Origin of the sequence: Tundrisphaera lichenicola (genome assembly GCF_051175385.1) — a bacterium.
In the GTDB taxonomy this organism is placed as follows: Bacteria; Planctomycetota; Planctomycetia; order Isosphaerales; family Isosphaeraceae; genus Tundrisphaera; species Tundrisphaera lichenicola.
Genome location: NZ_CP195106.1, coordinates 2187491 through 2203256 on the forward strand (window position 1 = coordinate 2187491; position 15766 = coordinate 2203256).

General features: G+C 63.7%; 14 protein-coding genes. 4 read left to right on the top strand and 10 right to left on the bottom strand.

The window, feature by feature from the left end; genetic code table 11:
• Positions 1-57: 57 nt before the first annotated feature.
• Positions 58-1299: a GTP cyclohydrolase II gene (gene ribA / locus P12x_RS08630; RefSeq protein ID WP_435010456.1), complete on the bottom strand. Its 1242-nt coding sequence runs from the start codon at positions 1297-1299 to the stop codon at positions 58-60.
• Between the two features lie 523 nt (positions 1300-1822).
• Here ribA and P12x_RS08635 point away from each other — a divergent pair.
• A complete protein-coding gene (locus P12x_RS08635; RefSeq protein WP_435010457.1) occupies positions 1823-3106 on the top strand; it encodes a cobyrinic acid a,c-diamide synthase in 1284 nt (427 codons plus the stop codon).
• A 45-nt stretch (positions 3107-3151) separates the two neighbouring features.
• Here P12x_RS08635 and P12x_RS08640 read toward each other — a convergent pair whose 3' ends face one another.
• The gene (locus tag P12x_RS08640; RefSeq protein WP_435010458.1) at positions 3152-4261 is read right to left on the bottom strand and encodes an Ldh family oxidoreductase; all 1110 of its coding nucleotides are present in this window, start codon (positions 4259-4261) and stop codon (positions 3152-3154) included.
• Positions 4262-4403: 142 nt separating this feature from the next.
• Between P12x_RS08640 and P12x_RS08645 the strand changes: the two genes are divergently transcribed.
• Positions 4404-5396 carry an aldose 1-epimerase gene (locus P12x_RS08645; RefSeq protein WP_435010459.1) on the top strand — a complete coding sequence of 331 codons (993 nt, stop codon included), beginning with the start codon at positions 4404-4406 and terminating at the stop codon, positions 5394-5396.
• 145 nt (positions 5397-5541) lie between these two features.
• Entirely contained in the window at positions 5542-6060 is a 519-nt protein-coding gene (locus P12x_RS08650) for a hypothetical protein (protein WP_435010460.1), read from the top strand.
• On the opposite strand, the gene P12x_RS08655 is transcribed toward P12x_RS08650, so the two are convergent.
• From P12x_RS08655 to P12x_RS08685, 7 genes are all read right to left on the bottom strand, one after another.
• On the bottom strand, positions 6057-7292 hold the full coding sequence (locus tag P12x_RS08655) for an ATP-binding protein (protein ID WP_435010461.1): 1236 nt from the start codon (positions 7290-7292) through the stop codon (positions 6057-6059). The genes P12x_RS08650 and P12x_RS08655 overlap by 4 nt on opposite strands.
• 23 nt (positions 7293-7315) lie before the next feature.
• Positions 7316-8161, bottom strand: a complete 846-nt coding sequence (locus tag P12x_RS08660; protein ID WP_435010462.1) for a response regulator — start codon at positions 8159-8161, stop codon at positions 7316-7318.
• Between the two features lie 55 nt (positions 8162-8216).
• On the bottom strand, positions 8217-9209 hold the full coding sequence (locus P12x_RS08665; RefSeq protein ID WP_435010463.1) for a GTPase: 993 nt from the start codon (positions 9207-9209) through the stop codon (positions 8217-8219).
• A 131-nt stretch (positions 9210-9340) separates the two neighbouring features.
• Entirely contained in the window at positions 9341-10060 is a 720-nt protein-coding gene (locus tag P12x_RS08670) for an HAD family hydrolase (protein WP_435010464.1), read from the bottom strand.
• 336 nt (positions 10061-10396) lie between these two features.
• Positions 10397-11437 (bottom strand): tRNA (adenosine(37)-N6)-threonylcarbamoyltransferase complex transferase subunit TsaD, encoded by a 1041-nt coding sequence (gene tsaD / locus P12x_RS08675; RefSeq protein ID WP_435010465.1) that lies wholly within the window; start codon positions 11435-11437, stop codon positions 10397-10399.
• A 32-nt stretch (positions 11438-11469) separates the two neighbouring features.
• On the bottom strand, positions 11470-11703 hold the full coding sequence (locus tag P12x_RS08680) for a hypothetical protein (protein WP_435010466.1): 234 nt from the start codon (positions 11701-11703) through the stop codon (positions 11470-11472).
• Between the two features lie 27 nt (positions 11704-11730).
• The gene (locus P12x_RS08685) at positions 11731-13059 is read right to left on the bottom strand and encodes a S41 family peptidase (protein ID WP_435010467.1); all 1329 of its coding nucleotides are present in this window, start codon (positions 13057-13059) and stop codon (positions 11731-11733) included.
• A 240-nt stretch (positions 13060-13299) separates the two neighbouring features.
• On the opposite strand from P12x_RS08685, the gene P12x_RS08690 reads away from it, so the two are divergent.
• A complete protein-coding gene (locus P12x_RS08690; protein ID WP_435010468.1) occupies positions 13300-13578 on the top strand; it encodes a hypothetical protein in 279 nt (92 codons plus the stop codon).
• A 20-nt stretch (positions 13579-13598) separates the two neighbouring features.
• Here the strand turns inward: P12x_RS08690 and P12x_RS08695 are convergent, their stop codons facing one another.
• Complete coding sequence (locus P12x_RS08695) at positions 13599-15677, bottom strand: thioredoxin domain-containing protein (RefSeq protein ID WP_435010469.1); 2079 nt, start codon at positions 15675-15677, stop codon at positions 13599-13601.
• Between the last annotated feature and the right edge of the window lie 89 nt (positions 15678-15766).

Below are 15766 nucleotides of genomic sequence, written 5' to 3' on the forward strand. Positions count from 1 at the left end.
CGGTCGCCCGGGGAGGATTCGGGCTCGTCTCCGAACCCTCCCGGACTCTCCAGGATATCACCCGGATCCGTTGGGGGCGGCCACGACGATCGAACCGGGCAGGACGTGGCCCATCCGATCGCGCTTGGCGTCAAGATAGGCGCGGCGATCGTTGTGCTCGGGGGCGATGATCGGGACCTGTTCGACGACCTCGAGCCCGTGACCGTGATAGACGAAGGCGTCGGTCTTCTTCGGGTTGTTGGTCAGGAGCCGGACCTTGCCGAGCCCGAGATCCTGGAGGATCTGCATCCCCACGCCGTAATCCCGAGGGTCGGCCCGGTAGCCGAGGGCCAGGTTGGCGTCGACGGTGTCCATCCCCTGATCTTGCAGGTTGTAGGCGCGTATCTTCTCGATCAGGCCGATCCCTCGCCCCTCCTGGGGGAGATAGATCAAGGCCCCGACGCCTTCGTCGCCGATCGCCTGGAGGGCCAGGTGGAGTTGATCGCCGCAGTCGCACCGGAGCGAGTCCAGGAGGTCGCCGGTGAAGCAGGAGGAGTGGATCCGGACCAGGGGGGCGGCGGCCGTCTTCAGGTCGCCGAAGACGATCGCGACCGGCTCATTCCCCGGCTCATGCTCGACCTTGTAGCCCACGATCTTCCCTCGACCATAGCGAGTCGGCAGCTCGGCCTCGGCGACCCGGTGGACCAGCTTCTCGCGACGCCGCCGGTAGCCGATCAGCATCTCGATCGAGACGATCGGAAGGTTGAAGGTCGTGGCGATCTCATGGAGCCTCTCGCGGCTGGCCACGCGGATCCCGTCAAGGATCTCGATCAGGACCCCGGCCGGCTGGAGCCCCGCGAGCCGGGCCAGGTCGACCGTGGCCTCGGTATGACCGGCCCTCCGGAGGACGCCCCCTTCCATCGCCACGAGCGGGAAGAGGTGGCCGGGACGGACCAGATCGACGGGGCGGGTGTTGGGATCGATAATCGACCGGATGGTCGTGGCCCGCTCCTCGGCGCTGATGCCGGTCCGGCAAGAGGCGTGGTCGACCGGGACGGTGAACGGGGTCCGATGGGGGGCCGTGTTGGTCTCGACCATCGGGTGGAGTTCGAGACGACGGGCCAGCTCGGGCATGATTGGCATGCAGAGCTGACCCCGCCCGTGAGTGATCATGAAGTCGATCGTCTCGGGGGTCGCCCGCTCGGCCGCGACCACGAAGTCGCCCTCGTTCTCGCGCTGTTCGTCGTCGACGACGATCACCACGCGTCCCCCAGCGATCGCCTCCAGAGCATCCTCGATCTTGGAGAATTCGTAAGCCATCGGGTCCACATCCGGCTCGGAGAAATCGTTCGGGGCCTCACCGCTCGGGCACCCCGCCCCTATTCTAGACGGCCAGCCGCGTCGGGTCGCGTCTGCGGGGGGGAATTGGGCCGAAATACATGAGCCAATGCTCAGGTCAGGCCGACCGTTTACATTCGTCAAACCGCTATTTTTTCAGGGATTGAGCCCGATCATTACGGATTCGGGGGTGACGATGGCTCGGATCGACGATTTCGAATTTAAATCGGGCCGGAGTCGGCCATGCCGCCCTTGACCGGGCAGGCCACAACCCTATGATGAACCATGGAACGGGCGACGCCATGCCCTGGTCGATCCGGTCCGAAGACATTCCTTGTGCTGCGATGCGTGCTCCCGTCCGGCCCTGAGGTTTCGACGCCTCATGAAGCGGCTTGACAAACATTCACATTAACTCGTTTTTGGAAGTGGCAAGATGGCTCTCCATCGGTTGGCGCTCGCGGTCCCCTGTGTCGGCCCGGACCCGTCTCCAGCAAGCTTGGGGCTCATGGCGGGACTGGCCTCGCTCCGTTGGCGAGTCCAGCATTTCCGATCGAGAGCCTGTCCGCTCCGGACCGAGACCATTGCCCAGGCGACCGGCCTACCCGGTCGACACCTCGATGCCTGGCTGATGCCTCCCAGTGTCTGTCGGCGCCTCTTCGCCCGGGGGGCTCGCGATGCCGACCTTTCGGTCGTCGAAGGGACGCTGGAAGAACCGACCGCGACCTTGAGCTGCGAGCATCACGACCGGCCCGGAGGACTCGAACCCATCGCCCGGGCTCTCGATCTCCCGACTGTGGCCCTGATCTCCTGCCCGAGATGGGACAGCCTCCACCTGCCCAATCTGGGCGAGGGGATCGACGCGATCCTGATCGACGGGCTGGAAATTCCCGAGGATTTCCCGAGGATCGCCGCAGCGATCCACTACTTCCTGAAGAAGCCGGTGATCGGTGCCATCGAGGCTCTCCCGGAAACCCGCCTGGCCCTGGCGAATTCGGCCAAGCTCGGACCGGTGGAGGAAGCTCTTTTCTGGCCCCTGGCCGAAAGCTTCCGGCGATTCGTCGACCTACCCGCCCTGAGGGCTCTCTCCCGGAGCCGCCCCTTCCCGTTCGACAATCCCTTCGAACCCGAGCCCGACGGTTCTGCCTTGTTCCGGGTCGCTTACGCGCAGGATGAGGCCTTCGGAGGATACTTCCCGGACACCCTGGAGACGCTCGAAGCCCTCGGGGCCGATCTGGTCGAGTTCTCGCCGCTCCGGAGCGAGGCCCTCCCAGAAGGTGCCGACCTGGTCATGATCGGCTGCGGGATGCCCGACCTCCACGCCGAAGCCCTGTCTTCGAATCTCAGCCTGATCAATGCCATCCGCTCTCACGTTTACCGAGGCCGGCGCATCTATTCCGAAGGTGGTGGCACGGCCTATCTGGGCCGCTCGATGCAAGTCGGCGGTCGCGAGTTTCCCGGGGTTGGCATCTTGCCGATCGACGCGATTCAGAGGCCCGACCCCACCCCTCCCGAGCCGGTGACCTGCACCATCCGATGCGACACCTGGCTCGCTCCCAGGGGGACCGAGGTTCAGGGCTACCACTCGCGTCGCTGGGATCTCAAGCCGACCTCCGAGCTCTGTCACTGCGAAGCTGGGTTCGGTCAGCTTTCCGACGTGGGCGATTTCTACTATCACCATCATGCCGTCGGGAGCCTGATGCATCTCCACCTGGCCGCCCTCCCGCAAGTGGTTGCCGCTTTCGCCGGGCCTCATCGGCCATCACTGACCTTGAGACAGGCGAACCATTGACTCGGTTCGGGGGATCCTGACCCGATCCCCCACCCGATCCGAGCGTCAGACATCCTCCTCGTTCGGCACCTTCGAAGGGTCGCGGTAGGGGTCGGGCTGAGGGATCTCGGGGATCTTGACCTCCAGGCTCGCGGCCAGCTCCACCAACTTTGACCAGAGGCCGGCGTCGATCGGGATCCCTTCGACCGATCGGTATTCGAGCGTCATCCGCTCGGGATCTCCAGGCAGAAGAATCGCGGCGACCCCTTTCGCCCGGGGCGTGGCCCGGACGTAGCTGGCCAGGCCGCTCGACTGACCGATCAGGGCTTCAAGGCCGGCGAACTTTTCGGGATCGAGGACGAGGAATACGACGTTATTCCCCTTGGCCGCAGCCGCGCCGGAGTGGCTCGACTTCCCGCCGGTCAGTCCGCCTGAGAGCATGTCCAGGACCAGGCCGAGGCCGAACCCCTTGTAGGCCTGGGTCCCACCCATGGGCAGGATCGTACCAAGCGGCGGTTCATAGAGGACCGAAGGATCGGTGGTCGGATGACCCTGGGCGTCGAGTAGCCAACCCTCGGGGACTGGCTTCTTGTCCTGGAAGTAATGGACACGGACCTTCCCCTCGGCCGCGACGCTCGTCCCGAAGTCGAGGACCACGGGATCGGAATTGGTCGGGACCGACGCGCAGAGCGGGTTGGTACCGATCCTTCCTTCCGTTCCACCGGGAGGGGCGACCCGCTGCCCAGCTCCGTTGTTGTTCACCGTGGCGATCAGGATCAGGCCCTCGTCGGCGGCCCGCTCGGCATACTCACCCAATCGACCGATGTGGCCGAAATTCCGGCCGGTCCCGGCGGCCAGCCCGAGTTCCCGGGCTCGGGGGATCACCAGATCGAGCAATCGGTGCGCCTGGACCTGGCCGAGTCCCCACTGTCCGTCCGTCACGACCACGCCCGGCGACTCGCTGTCGATGGCCAGTTCAACCCCGACCTGATAGTCACCCTTCCGGAGGAAGTCGACATACTGGGGTATCCGGAGCATTCCGTGCGAGTCGTGTCCTCGCAGGTTGGCCCCGATCAGGTTCTTCGCCACGATCGAGGCGTCGGACTCGGGGACTCCCACGGCATTGAAGATTCGGGTCGTAAACTTCAGCAGGGGCGTGGCGTGGAGGTTCGGCAAGGGTTCGGTCTCCGGGTCGGTACGATCGAGGAAATCGATCTTACGCAACGCCCGGGCGTTTGCAATCCGCCGCCTTCGCGGGTCGAATAAGGACCGCCCGAACACTCCGGCCTTGCGCAATCCTCACCGAAGGGATCGTCCCATGTCGCACCGAGTCGAGACCAAGGACCACGGCGGTCGGACCGTCTATACCCTCCGAGACGAGTCGAGCGGGGCCTCGGCCTCGATTCTGCCGTCCTACGGGTTCAACCTCTTCGACCTCCGATTGCCGGCCGGTGGGGAGGTCCGCCAGATCATCGTGGCGGCCGACGACTTCGCGTCCAATCCGACCAGCCCCGGGCGGAACGGAACTCCCATCCTGTTTCCATTCCCGAACCGGATCAGGGATGGGAAATACTCGTTCGGCGGGAAGTCTTACGAGCTCCCGCTGGGCGGGAAGCCTCACACGATTCACGGTTTCGCGATCGCGGCAGACTGGACGGTTGTCGAACAAGGAGCCTCGGAGAACGAATCCTTCCTGGTCGGCCGATTTCACCTGACGGAGGATGCGCCGGAGATGCGGCCGAACTGGCCCGCCGATGCTGTGCTCGAAGTTCGCTACGCCCTTTCGGGTCGAAAGCTGACGATGACGATCACCGTCACGAATCCGACGGACCAGGAATTACCCTACGGCTTCGGTATCCACCCCTACTTCCGAATCCCCTTCGCCTCTAAGGATCCGAAGTACGGGAAGGTGGTGATTCCGGCCTCGGAATACTGGCCGATTGACGGGAATCTACCGACCGGTGAACGCAGCCCGGTCGACGCCCGGCTCGACTATCGGGAAGGACAGTCGATGGCGGGCCAGAAGCTCGACGACGTCCTCACTGGCGTCATTTTTCAGGGGGATCATTGCGTCTGCCGGCTGATCGATGAGGAACTCGGAGCCGAGTTCCGGCTGGGGTTCGACCGTCATTTCCGTGAGATCGTCGTTTTCACCCCCCCCTTCGGCGAGGGGACCCTGATCGCGGTGGAGCCCTATACGCAGACGACCGACGCGATCAATCTTCAGGCGCGGGGTGTCGATGCGGGACTGAGGGTCCTGGGGCACGGTAAGTCGGAGTCGATGGTCATCACGATGGAGTCGGCGGGCTGAGTCGGATCGGTTTTCACGAAGGTTTCCGAGGGATCGGCATGGCCTCGAGTGGTACTCAGGCTTATCATAGTCTTGTCGAATACCAGCCGCAGGAGGCGCGGCTGGACAATTCCTAACCCAGACGCCTTTACTCGGGAAATCGGCCATGGATTCGCCCGGAGTCGACCAATCGCCCCACTTCCAGGGGCTTCGGATCGACCTGCTGCGGCGGGCGATCGAGATTTATCTCCAGATCGCCTACGGGGACGCCGAACCTCCCACTTCGGTCCGGAGGAGGCTGGTGTGGGAGCCCGGAATCGATCCCTCCACCTTGCTTTCGGGCCCGCCCTTCGAGCGAGTCGGGAAGATCCCGAGTGAGCAACCGATCTATGCTCTCCGATTAGGCAACGCGCGTTACCCGCACATGAAACTCCAGATCCAGGCGTGGGATTGCCCAGACGGCTTCTTGCTCTCAGTGAACACGCATGACCATGTGCTGGCCATCGACCCCTCGGCCCCGGATGCCGAGGCTTTCATGGCCCTTCAGGCCGAGAATCAGCGGCTCAAGGTACAGATCGAACAGTCCTGGGATGAGTCGGGCTTGCCCACCTTCCCCCGCTACCTCAGGAATTACCTGAGTCAGCAGACCGAAGGGACCACCCCGATCCTGCCACCCGGCGATTAAGGACCGATGACTCGCGACTCGACCCGACTTGCGGATCGGTCGACTTCTGAGTCCAATTCGCCCTTAGGTACCTCAGCGAGATTGCGTGGGAGAGTCACGGAAAAGGTCGATCCGAAGCCCGGTGCGGTTTCGACTTCCGCGGCTCCTCCGTGGAGCTCGACGTAGGTCTTGACCAAGCAGAGTCCCAGTCCCATCCCTCGTTTGCCGAACTGGTAATCACCCGAAGAATGATGCAACGTATCGTTCCCGGTGAAGAAGGGCTCGAAGAGGTGCGAGCAATCTCCGGGATCGATCCCCGCGCCCTGGTCCTTGACCCGGATCAGGACCCGGTCGGACTCGACGGGCCGGGCCTCGATCGAGATCGTCCCCGCATCGGGCGTGAACTTGATGGCGTTGACGATCAGGTTGGTCAGGATCTCGAAGATCTTCGTTCTGTCGACGCTGGCCGAACCCAGGAATGGATCGATCTCGAATTGGATCTCCTGGTTTCTGGCTTCCAGGAATGGCCGAAGCTGGTCTACGGCCTGACGGATCAGAGGGGCGAGTTCGACGATTTCGTAATTGAGGGTGGGTGCCAGCCGATTGGCCTTGAGGAGCTTGAGCATCCGATCGACGGTCGAGGCTAGCCGAGTCCCCGCGACGTGGATCCTCTCGACCCAGGTTCGCTCCGCGGGAGAGGCGCAGTCGGACTGGGTCAATTTCCAGAGTTCGGTCAGACCCAGGACCACGGTTACCGGCGTATTCAGCTCGTGGCTGATCACCTCCATGAATTTACCCTTGAGCCGATTGGCCTCGACCAGTTGGGCATTGCTCGCCTTGAGCTCGAGGAGCAATCGGTTCTTCTCGGCGATCAGTTTGTGCCGTTCGACGGCCTGATGTAGGATCGCGGCCAGTTCATCGGCGTCCCAGGGCTTGGTCACGTAGCGAAAGACGTGACCCCGATTGATGGCGTCGATCACGGCCTTGATATCGGCGTAGCCCGTGATGAGGAGTCGGGTTGCGTCCGGATGAAGGCCGCTGGCGGCCTCCAGGAATCGGACACCGCTCATCTCGGGCATCCGCTGATCGGACATGATCACGTCGACCTCGGTCTCTCGACTCAAGGCCGAGAGGGCCTCGGTCGGCCGCTCGAAGGTCAAGACGCGGTATTCCAGCCGGAACAGGTCGTGCAGCGATCGGAGCACTTCCGGCTCATCGTCGACCACAACGAACGTCGGACGGTGGACTTTCATTCGCGGCGTGACCTCGACAAGGCTCATCGCACGTCCGGCCCATCGGGCTGGAAGCGTTTGATCAGCGTGACCTCGTTGCCGGTCTCGTTGTGCCGCATTTCATCGACCATCCCGTTGGTGATCAACAGGCCGAAGCCCCCCTCGCGGAGGCCCAACTTCTCGCGAACTCCCATGTGTGCGATCGGATCATCGGCCGAGGCGGCATGAGCCAATTTCGACTTGTCGAACCCTTGGCCTTGATCCCGGATCACGATCTCGACCCGGTCGGAATGGATCCGATAAGTGATGTCGACCAACTGTTCGGACCGGTGGCGATTGCCCCACTCGATCGCGTTCTGGCACATTTCGAGGAGGGCTTGCCTGAGGCTGAGGACTTGCTCGTGGGTGAAGGGGATCGCCAGCGTGACGCTCATCAAGAATTCGTTGACTTCCTTGAGGAAGGCCACTTCGCTGTTCATCTGGACGTGGATCTCGCCCCGAATTCGGCCCTCGACCATCCGTTCCCGCCAGGCCCGGGCCTCGGCGATCGCCTCGAAAAGTTCCTCGGCGCCGTACGGCTTGGAGACGTAGGCATTGGCACCAACTCGATAGCCCCTCCGACGATTCAGGGCGTCGCCCAGGGCCGTCAGCATCACCACCGGGGTGAGCATCGTCTCGCGATCCGACCGAAGATCGCGGCAGACGTCGAATCCGGTCGTGTCGGGCAGCATCAGGTCGAGCAGGACCACGTCCGGCTTGAGCGACCGGGCCATCGATAGCCCAACCGTGCCGGTCGAGGCGATGTCGGAATCGAAGTTTCGGTAGCGGAGCAACCGGGCCGCCATCTCGGCCTGGTCGGGGTCATCCTCGACGATCAATGCCGTGGGCATCGACGACTCTCCGCTCGGGCGAGGTCAATCCTGGCCCTTGAAATCGACCCGGGAATCAGGCGTGGAGTTCCACGACGTCCACATCCCGGAGTTCGTGGTCTCGACGGACGGTTTGACCCTCAAAGGCCCCCGAGCCCCAGACCTTGGCGAATTTGAGTGATTGCTCGAAGTCGCGATGGACCTCGCGGGCCAATTCAAGGACCGTGCTTCCGATCGGGACGGTGAAGGGATGCGAGCGATCGGCCGGTCTTCCCGGGACTTTCGTGTAAACCCGGATAACACCTAACATATCGTATCCTTCCGACCGGACAGAGTCCAGGTCCCCACCGCCCGAGGCCGAGGCCCCGATGATCGGAAATCTCTCTCCGTACCACTCGCGGAGGATTGCCAGCCGGTCTCGCGCCCCGTCGACGTCGACCTTGTTGGCGATGATCGTGGTCCGGACGTGACGCGTCATCTCGTCTTCCGAATCGAAGGGAAGTTCGCCGACCAGTTCGATGTGTGCCGCGGCCAGCCGGCTCAGGACCACTTCGGCGGCATCGATCAGGTCGTCATCTCCCAGGTCGACCACGAAGAGGGCCGCGTCGGCCGACCGGATCACCCCGGGCATCCAGGGCTCGAAGAACTCGGCGGTGACGGGGGGGAGATCGACCAGTTGATATCGGATATCGAGATGTTCAACCATCCCCGGCTGGGGTGTCCGAGTGGTGAAAGGGTACGGGGCGATCTCGGGCCGGGCGTTGGTGAGGCCGGCCAGGATCGCGCTCTTGCCGACGTTGGCGGCCCCCACCAGGACAACCTGACCGGCGCCTTCGCGAGGGACTCGATACGAGACCCCTCCCTTCTTCCCGCCGGATTTGGAAGTCTCGATCTCGTCGCGAGCCCTGCTGATCTTGGTCTTCAGGTCGGATTGGAGCTTTTCGGTCCCTTTATGCTTGGGAAGGAGCCGAAAAAGTTCCCGGAGGGCTTCCAGTCGATCGGCCGGTGAAGTGGCCCGGCGGTAATCCTCCTCGGCCTTCGTATACTGGGGGGGTAGATTGGCGGGCATCGGCAGGACACTCCCACGCGTCCGACATGGGACACTGAACGCAAGATAGGCCGATCGGAGGGGCGAAGCAATAGCCTCGCACAGACGAATCGGCCCCGAACCTCCGCGGGGAGCCGGGCCTCCTCGAATGATCAGGCTCCCCGTCCACCGACCAACCTTTCCAGAGCGAAGAGGTCGGGGATCGATGAGATCCCGGCCGGTCTCCGGTCGTCGCGATCCAGTAAGAGCCCTCGGAGGCCCGCCCGTTCGGCCCCGAGGACGTCGTTCTCGGGGTCGTCGCCGATGCAGAGGACCCGATCGACAGGGAGGCCAAGGCTCTCGCAGGCCGCCCGATAGAAGGCCGGATGCGGCTTCCGATGCCCCACCTCCGAGGAGATGATCAGCGGGGAGACGAATTCGGCCAGTTCCGGGAGTCCGGAGGCCACGGATCGGAGACGACCGTCGAAGTTGGAGGCGATCCGGACCGGCACGCCCGCCCGCCGGATCGCGGACAGCGCGGGGCCGACGTCGGGGAAGCAACGCCAGGCCTGGGGACTTCCGAAGTGATCCCAGAGTTCCTCGAAGCCTCGGTCCAGGTCCGGCAAGTCGGGCAGGACGTTCGCGACAATCCTTCGCCATCGGCGACGCTCGATCGCTTCGTCGGTCGCCAGCGGGCCGATTTGCTCGTCCACCTCGTCGTTCCGGAAGTACAGGCCAAACCGACGCTTGACCTCGGCCACGTCGACCACCAATCCTTGCCGGAACGCGGCCGCCGCATAGGCTTCCGCCACCGCAGGTTTCGGGTCGATTAAAGTCCCCACGGCGTCCAGGACGATTCCATCAATATCCCCCCATCCGACAATTCTGGTCATGGTCTTGGATTCTTCCCCGGGACTTCGTCCTTCCGTTCGATCGGTCGATGGATCGCCCCAATTTCGATCATACCAAGGATCTGGAACGTACAAATATCGAGAGGGAAGTCACGGCCGCCCGATCCTTCCCGATCCCGGAGAAGCGAGGCTTGCCATGTACTACGAAGGCACGAACGCCAGTATCCCAATCCGATCCGTCCCGACGCTCCCCGGCGTCCCCGACGAGCAGGCTCGAGCCCTCGAGCGTCGCCACCGGCTCGATCGCCAGCAGCGATCGTTCCTCGGACCGGTTCGGGAACGGGGTGCGACCGATACCCTCAAGCGATTGGGGCCACATTAGCGAGGTGGCCTGACGAGACCGGGCTTGACGTCGGCGTCGAGCCCGGCCACTTGACCGGCGGCCAGCTTGGCCAGCGCGATCCCGGCCATCGCCGCGTTGTCGGTGCAGAGCGAGACGGGCGGCAGGAATAGTTCGACCCCTCGACCAGCGGCCATCGCGCCGATCCGCTCGCGGAATCGTGCATTGACGACCACGCCGCCACCCACGCCCAGTCGAGCATAGCTCGACCGCTCCAGGGCCTGTTCGGCCTTGGCGACCAGGACGTCGATCACGGCTTCCTGGAAGCTGGCGGCCAGGTCGGCCACCAGTCGCTCGGGCGGCGGCTGTCCGGTTGAGCGGGCATCCTTCCCCTTCAACGCGTAGAGTACGGCCGTCTTGAGTCCCGAGAAGCTGAATTCCAGGCGTTCGTCCTTCAGGAAGGTTCGCGGAAAGGCGAAGGCTGCGGGATCTCCCGCCCGCGCCGCCCGCTCGATCCCCGGCCCTCCGGGATAACCCAGCCCGAGAAGGCTGGCGACCTTGTCGAAGGCCTCGCCCGCAGCGTCATCGATCGTCCCGCCCAGCAATTCCGACTCGATCGGACCTCTGCAATCATAGAGGCTGGTATGGCCCCCCGAAACGACCAGGCCCACGCAGGGATAGGCCTCGCGATCGGGATGGGCCAGCTGGCAGGCGTAGAGATGCCCTTCGAGGTGATCGACCGCAATCAGGGGGACGCCCAGCGTCATTGCGAGCGTCTTGCCCGCGGTGAGGCCCACGACCAGTGCCCCCACCAGTCCCGGCATGACGGCCACGGCCACCGCGCCAATCTCACCGAGGGTGACACCGGCGCGATGGAGTGCCTCTTCGATCACCGGCAGGATTTGCCGGACGTGCTCGCGCGCGGCGATCTCGGGGACGACCCCCCCGAACCTCTCGTGGATGTCGATCTGGGAGGCCACGACGCTGGAACGAATGGAAGGGACGCCAACCCCCGGAGTCCCTTCCAGGATGGCGGCGCCGGTCTCGTCGCAAGTGGTTTCGATCGCGAGAAGGAGCATTTACATCGTGGGGTGGGTCGAGGGAAGGCCGGTTAATAATCGACCCATTGGCTTTCCGGACAGTCGATCAATCCCCATTCATGTTCGCAATCGAGGCAGTGCCACTCGGGGCTCTCCTCGAAGGTGGAGCAGCCGCCGAGGACGACCCTGCCCGCATCCAGGTCATGGCTGACGGGCTCGCCAAGATCGACGAGCCCATACAAGATCGCGGCGACCTGAGATCCGCCGCAGACGGGACAATTCGAAGGCGTCGGTTCCTTGTGCACGACGGATCGCCTCCTCGAGTTGAAGGGCTATTTGCCTTCCAACTTCTCTACCAGGACGGACACGGCCTTGTCGAGTTGCTTGTCGACGAAAGGCTTCTTCTTGTCCTTTTCGTCCTTGTTCGCCTCCTCGGGCTTGGGCTTGTTCCGGCTGGAGAGGAAATCGCGATCTCGTCGGCCGAGGAACCAGTCATGGTAATCCTCGCGGGAGAGCTTCATTTCCAGGCCGGGACTGGGCGAGACGCCCCATTCGTCCGTGTCCTTGGCGTTCGGGAACCGGTGGATGTTCTTGCCCGAGGGTCGCCAGTAGGTCGCGACGGTCAGCTTGAGCACGCTGTTCCCGTCTTCGAGGTCGAGGATGTTCTGGACCGACCCCTTACCGTAGGACCGCTCGCCCAGGACCAGGGCGCGGTCATGATCCTGGAGGCAGGCCGAGAGAATTTCGGACGCCGAGGCCGAGTTGTGATTGACCAGGACCACCATCGGGAAGCCGGTGTAGGTCCCCTCCTTGTGGGCCTCGAAGGTCTTCTCGGTCGTGTTGCGCCCGCGAGTGCTGACGATCTTGCCTTCCTCCACGAACAAATCCGAGATCTCGACCGCAGCACTAAGCAGACCGCCCGGGTCGTCGCGTAGGTCGAGGACCAGAGCCTTCATCCCGTCCTTCTTGAGCGATTCGAGGGCGTCTTTGACATTCTCGGCGGTGTCGGAGATGAAATTCGTGATCCGGATGTAGCCAATCTTCTTGTCATGGTCGAGCATGAAGTCCCATTCATCGTTCGGCTTACGCCGATCGCCCATGACGCTGGGGATCTCGATGATCGCCCGGTTCAGGGTGAGGACCTCGGGCTTGTCGGCCCCTTCATGGAGGACATTCAGCTTCACCGGAGTACCGGGCTGTCCCTGGAGCAGCTCGACGGCCTTCTCGATCGTAAGCCCCTCGGTCGAGGTGCCGTCGATGTCCAGGATCAGGTCACTGGCGAGGACCCCGGCGGCGTAGGCCGGCGTCCCGACCATCGGGGCGATCACCTGGAGACGTTTGGTATCCCCATCCACCTCGACGGTCATGCCGACCCCGCCGAATTTCCCTTCGATCTGCCGCTTGAATGACTTCCAGTCCGCCGTGTTGATGTAGGCCGAGTGGGGGTCGAGATTCGAGAGCATTCCCTTCAGGGCGCTCTCCATCAACTCCTTGCGAGAGACCGGCCGGACGTAATTCTGCTGGACCTGCTCGACCGCGTCGACGAAAACGCCGTACATCTCCGAGACGTCATCCTTGGGACGGGCTCCCTGGCTGACCTGCCAGCAAAGCATCGACAGGGCACCGACCATCACGATCGCATACAGATTCCGTCGAGGCATGAGTCGAAACCCTCCTGGGCGTCTACCGGCGGACGTATGGAACAAAATGGCGCAACGACCCCGGGCGGAGGGTGGGTCTTCACGCCATCGTCTCTATTTACTGTAGTCTTACATCGCGGGCCGGGGCAAGTCGCGACAGGGCGGCCGGCTTCCCGATCGGGGGTGGACCTGTTCCGGAAGATTCGGTTAAGCTCAAAATCACTCGATTCGCTGCCGGTCTGACCCAGGAGACGAGTGACCATGCTCGAGCCGAATCCTTACGCGGCGCCGGAGTCCAGGCCCGAGGCTCGATCCGGCGGGAGCCGATTGGGTCCGGTAAGGATGGTCTTGAGGGCGGTTGCCGTCATCTGGGGGTTCAGCATCATGGCCGCTCCTCCCAGCCATGCTCGCGAGACCGACGCTGTCGCCCAGCCCGTGGCCAAGGCGTTCGGGGCGATCCTGCTCCTGGCCGCCTTCTTCCCCTTCGGCGAGTCGCCGAGCAAGTCTAGGATGGTCGGGACCCCGACCGAGGATCTCTGAGGTCCCGACCCAACGGAAGCTCACCTTGAGAGCGAATTCCGCAAGGCCTCGATCCCGACCAGCGGAGCCTGGCAAGCGAACCCCTCGCAGATGTAGGTAGTGACCCTCCCCGCGCGTGCTGGTCGATCCGCCAGGAGGGGAACCAGCCCGACCATTTCCTCGGAAACCGGGCCGGTCGAGGGAGCGACGACCTTGTGAGGAAGGAACGGCTCGTGAATGGCCACGAGGGCCCGGCTTAGCTCGTCGGGGTTGCCCCCGGAGATCACCGCGAACTCCTTCGAGCTGGCCAGAAGATAATCAAGCGCCACGAGGCTCTGCCCGGCGGCCGTCGGTGCCTTCTCCATCAGGATCTGGACCGTCTGGAGGGTCGATCGAGCCAGGTCGCCCAGGTCGCCCCGACCGGTCAAGGCGGCCAGTCGAGCCAGCGCAGTCGCCGCCATCGCGTTCCCGGAGGGGGTCGCGTTGTCGTAGGCGTCCTTCTGCCGAACGATCAATTCCTCGTGACTCCGCCCCGTGTAGAAGAACCCACCCTTCTCGGAGTCGTGGAACTCGTCGATCATGACCTGGGAAAGGTCGAGAGCCGCCGCGATCCATCGAGCCTCGCCGGTCGCCTCGAAGAGCCTGGTCAGGCCGTCGATCAGGTTGGCATAGTCGTCGAGATAACCGTTGAACCGTGCCTGTCCGTCCTTGAAGCTGTGGAGGAGCCGGCCTTCGTCCGTCCTCATGGTGTCGAGCAAGAACCCGGCGGCTCGGCGAGCGGCCTCGGCATAGCTCGGCTCATTCAGGATCAGCGAGCCTTCGGCGAGTGCGGCCAGCATCAGGCCATTCCACGAGGTCAGGACCTTCGTATCCTTGCCCGGGGGAATCCGACGCTCCCGGGCCTCCAGGAGCTTCGCCCGGTCGAGGGCCAATTCCGCCCTCAACGAATCCTCATCCCGTCCGAGGATCTTGGCGGCCTGGCCGAGCGTCTTGGGCAGGTTCAGGATCGACTTGTGCTCCCAGTTTCCCGACTCGGTCACGTCATAGACATAGGCGAATTCCTTGCCTCGTTCGGGACCGAGCACCTCGAGGACTTCGGCCAGGTTCCAGACGTAGAATTTCCCCTCCTCACCCTCACTGTCGGCGTCCTCGGTCGAGTAGAAGGCACCCTCTTCCCCTGTCATCCGACCGAGGATGTAATCCATGGTCTCACGAGCGACCTGGGCAAATTCGGGATCCTGGGTGACCTGGAATGCTTCGAGATAAACCGTGCTCAGCAAGGCATTGTCGTAGAGCATCTTCTCGAAGTGCGGGGCCAGCCAGCGCTCGTCGGTCGAGTATCGGGCGAAGCCTCCGCCCAGGTGGTCGTAGATCCCGCCCCGGGCCATCTTGTCGAGCGTGTGCCGGGCCATATGCAGGGAGTGGGCGTCTCCGGTCCGCGCATACTGTCGGAGGAGGACACGCAAGTCCATCGGATGCGGGAACTTGGGAGCCGAGCCGAAGCCACCGTGGAAGGGGTCGAAGGCTCGACCCAGGGCCCGGGTCGCGTTGTCGAGCAGCTTCGAGTCGAGGTTCGCATCAGATCTCGGCAGTTCGCCGGCCGAGAGGATCTGATCCGTCATCTGGGCGGCGGAATGGACGATCTCGTCACGCTTTTCCTGCCAGGCCCGCTCGACGCTCAGGAGGACACGCGGGAAGCCGGGCATCCCTCGCGAGTCGGTGGGCGGATAGTAGGTTCCACCATAAAAGGGCTTTAAATCCGGAGTCAGGAATACCGACATCGGCCAGCCGCCATGCCCGGTCATCGCCTGGACGGCCGCCATGTAGAGATTATCGAGGTCGGGCCGCTCCTCGCGATCGACCTTGATGTTGACGAATCGCTCGTTCATCAGGGCAGCGATCTGGGGATTCTCGAAACACTCCCGCTCCATCACATGGCACCAGTGGCAGGCCGAGTAGCCGATCGAGAGGAAGATCGGCCGATCCTCGGACTTCGCCTTCGCCAGGGCCTCGGGTCCCCAGGGGAACCAGTCGACCGGATTGTGCGCATGCTGGAGCAAGTAGGGACTGGTCTCGCCCGAGAGTCGGTTGGCGGGAAATTTCGAGGTGTCGGACATCATGGATCGGGCTCGTCGGGGTCTCTCGTGCGGATCGGCTGGACCGATTATCGCATGCAACCCCCGGACCCGTCACCCGACCTCCGAACCCT

What these genes read in the sequence shown, in the direction of transcription:
- ribA (WP_435010456.1), bottom strand. Translation starts at nt 1,299, where the DNA reads ATGGCTTACGAATTCTCCAAGATCGAGGATGCTCTGGAGGCGATCGCT.
- P12x_RS08635 (WP_435010457.1), top strand. Translation starts at nt 1,823, where the DNA reads ATGGCGGGACTGGCCTCGCTCCGTTGGCGAGTCCAGCATTTCCGATCG.
- P12x_RS08645 (WP_435010459.1), top strand. Translation starts at nt 4,404, where the DNA reads ATGTCGCACCGAGTCGAGACCAAGGACCACGGCGGTCGGACCGTCTAT.
- P12x_RS08650 (WP_435010460.1), top strand. Translation starts at nt 5,542, where the DNA reads ATGGATTCGCCCGGAGTCGACCAATCGCCCCACTTCCAGGGGCTTCGG.
- P12x_RS08655 (WP_435010461.1), bottom strand. Translation starts at nt 7,292, where the DNA reads ATGAAAGTCCACCGTCCGACGTTCGTTGTGGTCGACGATGAGCCGGAA.
- P12x_RS08660 (WP_435010462.1), bottom strand. Translation starts at nt 8,161, where the DNA reads ATGCCCACGGCATTGATCGTCGAGGATGACCCCGACCAGGCCGAGATG.
- P12x_RS08665 (WP_435010463.1), bottom strand. Translation starts at nt 9,209, where the DNA reads ATGCCCGCCAATCTACCCCCCCAGTATACGAAGGCCGAGGAGGATTAC.
- P12x_RS08670 (WP_435010464.1), bottom strand. Translation starts at nt 10,060, where the DNA reads ATGACCAGAATTGTCGGATGGGGGGATATTGATGGAATCGTCCTGGAC.
- tsaD (WP_435010465.1), bottom strand. Translation starts at nt 11,437, where the DNA reads ATGCTCCTTCTCGCGATCGAAACCACTTGCGACGAGACCGGCGCCGCC.
- P12x_RS08685 (WP_435010467.1), bottom strand. Translation starts at nt 13,059, where the DNA reads ATGCCTCGACGGAATCTGTATGCGATCGTGATGGTCGGTGCCCTGTCG.
- P12x_RS08690 (WP_435010468.1), top strand. Translation starts at nt 13,300, where the DNA reads ATGCTCGAGCCGAATCCTTACGCGGCGCCGGAGTCCAGGCCCGAGGCT.
- P12x_RS08695 (WP_435010469.1), bottom strand. Translation starts at nt 15,677, where the DNA reads ATGATGTCCGACACCTCGAAATTTCCCGCCAACCGACTCTCGGGCGAG.